Source organism: Caulobacter sp. B11 (assembly GCF_002737765.1).
Taxonomy (GTDB): Bacteria; Pseudomonadota; Alphaproteobacteria; order Caulobacterales; family Caulobacteraceae; genus Caulobacter.
This window is the reverse complement of record NZ_PEGG01000214.1, coordinates 1-3,544: the sequence shown is the minus strand read 5'-3', so window position 1 is coordinate 3,544 and position 3,544 is coordinate 1. Positions and strand designations below refer to the sequence as shown.

The following is a 3,544-nucleotide window of genomic DNA, read 5'->3' as shown; positions in this document are numbered from 1 at the left end:
ATGCCACCAGGACGAGGCCGAGCCCTGCGCCGTCTGCAGCTTGTCGACCGGGGCGCCCAGTTCGTCGAGCAGGGCCAGCAGGTCGGCCTTGATCGAGAACACGTCCTCGGCGGGGTCTTGTCCCAGCCGCGCGGCGGGCGCGGGACCAGGATGGCGGCGACCGTGGTCTGCTGGTCCTGCGGACGCAGGCCGTGGAACACCGGGCCGATCTCGAACAGGGCCGCGTCGGGGAAGCCCTGGCGCGCATTGCGGCCGGCCGCCTCGATCAGGTTGGGCAGCAGGGAGGGGCGCATGCAGTCCAGGTCCGAGGCGATCGGATTGGCCAGGACCAGCTGCGCGGCGCCGCCGCCGAACAGGCCGGCGGTCTTCTGGTTGGTGAAGCTCCAGGTCAGGGCCTCGGCATAGCCGGCGGCTGCCAGGGCCCGGCGTCCGGCGCGGATGCGGGCCTGCTTGGCGGTCAGCACGCCGCCGACGGCGCGGGGGAACCTCGGGCAGGGGCGTCGAGGGCAGGGCGCCATAGCCGGCGATGCGGGCCACTTCCTCGACCAGGTCGGCCTTGCCTTCGACGTCGCGGCGGAAGGTCGGCGGGGTGACGGTCCAGGGCGAGCCGAGGGCGATGTCGAAGCCCAGGTCGGTCAGGATCCGCTGGGTATGTTCCGGCGTCACCGCCAGGCCCGACAACTGCTCGACATAGTCGGGCTCGAAGGCGAAGCCGACCGGCGCGGCCGGGGCCTGACCCGCCACCACGATCTCCGACGGCGCGCCGCCGCAGAGCTCGAGGATCAGCTTGGTGGCCAGTTCCAGGCCCGGCACGACCGAGCCGGTGTCGACCGTGCGGGCGAAGCGGTACTGGGCGTCGCTGTTGATGCCGGTGGCGCGGCCGGTCTGGGCGATGCGGATCGGCTCGAACCAGGCGCATTCGACGAAGACGTCGGTGGTCTCGTCCGAGCAACCGGTGCTCTCGCCGCCCATGACGCCGCCCAGGCCGATCGGGCGCTCGCCGTCGGCGTCGGCGATCACGCTCATCTCGGGAGTCAGGGCGTAGGTCTTGCCGTCCAGGGCGATCAGGTGCTCGTCGCCGTTGACGCCGTGATGGCCGAGGCGGGCCTCGATGACGCTTCCGACCAGCTTGGCCGCGTCATAGACGTGCAGCGGCCGGGCGCGGTCGTAGCTGATCAGGTTGGTGATATCCACGAGGGCGCTGATCGGACGCAGGCCGATGGCCAGCAGGCGATCCTGCAGCCACTTGGGCGACGGACCGTTCTTGACGCCCTTGATCAGCCGGCCGGCGAACACCGGGCAGGCCTCGCCGTCGACCTTGATGGCGATTGGGCAGGGGAAGGTTCCCGGCACGGGGGCGATCGACAGGTCCTTCAACGTGCCGACGCCAGCGGCGGCCAGGTCGCGGGCAATGCCGGCCACGCCCAGCCAGTCGGGGCGGTTGGGGGTGACCTCGAAGTCGATGACGGCTTCCAGGCCCAGAGCCGTAGCGGCGGGCGTGCCGACCGCGAGGCTGTCGGGCAGCTCCATGATGCCGTCGCTCTCGCTGGCGGCTTCCAGTTCGGAGGCCGAGCACAGCATGCCGTTGGAGACCACGCCGCGCACCGGCTTCTCGACCAGGGTCACGCCCAGGCCGGGCACATAGGCGCCGATCGGGGCATAGACGGTGGTCAGGCCGGCCCGGGCGTTGGGCGCGCCGCAGACGATCTCCTTCATGCCGTCGACGGTGTCGACCTGGCAGACCCGCAGGCGGTCGGCGTTGGGGTGCTGAACGGCTTCCACGATCTTGGCGACCGTGAAGGCGGCCAGCTTGGTCGCCGGATCGGTGACATGCTCGACCTCGAGGCCGGCCATGGTCATGGCGGCGACGACTTCGGTGGCGGAGGCGGTGGTCTCAAGGTGATCCTTGAGCCAGGAGAGGGTGAATTTCATCGTTCGGTCTCTCTAAAATCCTCCCCCTCTTGGGGGAGGGGGACCGCGAAGCGGTGGAGGGGGAAGTAGCTGCGCTGCGGCGCTAACGTCCCCCTCACCCGGCTCCGCCGGGAGCTCCCCCATCAGGGGGAGCATCTATCAGCTCAGGCCGCTGGCCGCGTTTGGCGCGGCAAACGCGCTAAAGCCGTAATGGGCCAGCCAGCGGCTGTCGGACGACCACATGTCGCGCAGGTCGGGCATGCCGTATTTCAGCATGCCCAGCCGGTCGACGCCCATGCCGAAGGCGAAGCCCTGGTACTCGTCCGGATCGATGCCGCAGGCGCGCAGGACATTGGGGTGAACCATGCCGCAGCCCAGGATCTCGAGCCACGACGTGCCCTGGCCGATCTTGATCTCGCCGCCCGAGCGATCGCACTGCACGTCCATCTCGGCCGAGGGTTCGGTGAACGGGAAGTGGTGCGGCCGGAACTGGGTGGTCACCGCGTCGGTCTCGAAGAACCGCGCCAGGAAGGTCTCCAGGGTCCATTTCAGGTGGCCCATATGGATGCCCTTATCGATCACCAGGCCCTCGACCTGGTGGAACACCGGGGTGTGGGTGGCGTCGTTGTCGCAGCGATAGGTGCGGCCCGGGGCGATGATCCGGATCGGCGGCTTCTGCGACATCATGGTCCGCACCTGCACCGTCGAGGTGTGGGTGCGCAGCAGCATGCGCTCGGCCTCGGAGCCGTCGGGGTTGGTCTGCGGATTGAAGAAGAAGGTGTCGTGCATCTCCCGCGCCGGGTGTTTGGGCGGGAAGTTCAGGGCGGTGAAGTTGTGGAAGTCGTCGTCGATATCGGGACCCTCCGCCACCGCGAAGCCCATCTCGGCGAAGATGGCGACCATCTCGTCCATGGTCTGCATGGTCGGATGGACCGAGCCCTTGCGGCGAAAGGGGGCCGGCAGGGTCAGGTCGAGGGTCTCGCTGGCCAGGCGCGCGTCGAGGGCGGCGGTCTCGAGGGAGGCCTTGCGGTCGTTCAGTGCTGTCTGCACGCGGTCGCGCAGGACGTTGATCGCCGCGCCGCGTTCCTTGCGCTCGTCGGGGCTCATCGCCCCCAGGGTCTTGAGCAGGCCGGAGATCGAGCCGGTCTTGCCCAGGGCGGCGACGCGCACGGCGTCGAGAGCGGCCAGATCGGCGGCGGCGGCGACCTGCGCGAGCACGTCGGATTCGAGAAGTGTGAGATCGGTCATGACGGGGTTCCGTCTAGGCGGTTTTGGTGAACGTTGGAACTGGCGAGTGCGGCGCGCATCAGATCCTCCCCCCAGAGGGGGAGGTGGCCCGGAGGGCCGGAGGGGGAAGTCTCTCAGGCCGGGGGTCCGCTTCCCCCTCCGTCGGCTTCGCCGACACCTCCCCCATCAGGGGGAGGATCGCAAAAAAGCCCCCCGGTTCGCACCGGGGGCTTTTCAGATCGCAATCGGATCGAAGACCCGAAAAAGACCTTAGGCGGCCAGGGCGGTGCGGACCTTGTCAGCAATGGCCTTGAACGCGGCGGGGTCTTGACCCGCGATATCCGAGAGGACCTTACGGTCGATCACGATACCCGCCACGTCCAGGCCGTGGATAAACTGCGAGTAG

At 69.0% G+C, this 3,544-nt stretch carries 2 protein-coding genes and 2 pseudogenes; all 4 read right to left on the bottom strand.

The features are described from left to right. Nucleotides 1–518, bottom strand: a pseudogene (locus tag CSW58_RS15800) (hypothetical protein); the annotation flags it as partial. Next, a pseudogene (gene pheT, locus CSW58_RS09375) lies at nucleotides 469–1,932 on the bottom strand (phenylalanine--tRNA ligase subunit beta); the annotation flags it as partial. The pseudogenes CSW58_RS15800 and pheT, both read right to left, overlap by 50 nt. Nucleotides 1,933–2,070: 138 nt before the next feature. After that, on the bottom strand, nucleotides 2,071–3,159 hold the full coding sequence (gene pheS, locus CSW58_RS09370; RefSeq protein ID WP_099447097.1) for a phenylalanine--tRNA ligase subunit alpha: 1,089 nt from the start codon (nucleotides 3,157–3,159) through the stop codon (nucleotides 2,071–2,073). A gap of 249 nt (nucleotides 3,160–3,408) precedes the next feature. Further along, the coding region (locus tag CSW58_RS09365; protein ID WP_143755147.1) for a 50S ribosomal protein L20 at nucleotides 3,409–3,544 on the bottom strand (136 nt) is incomplete at its 5' end.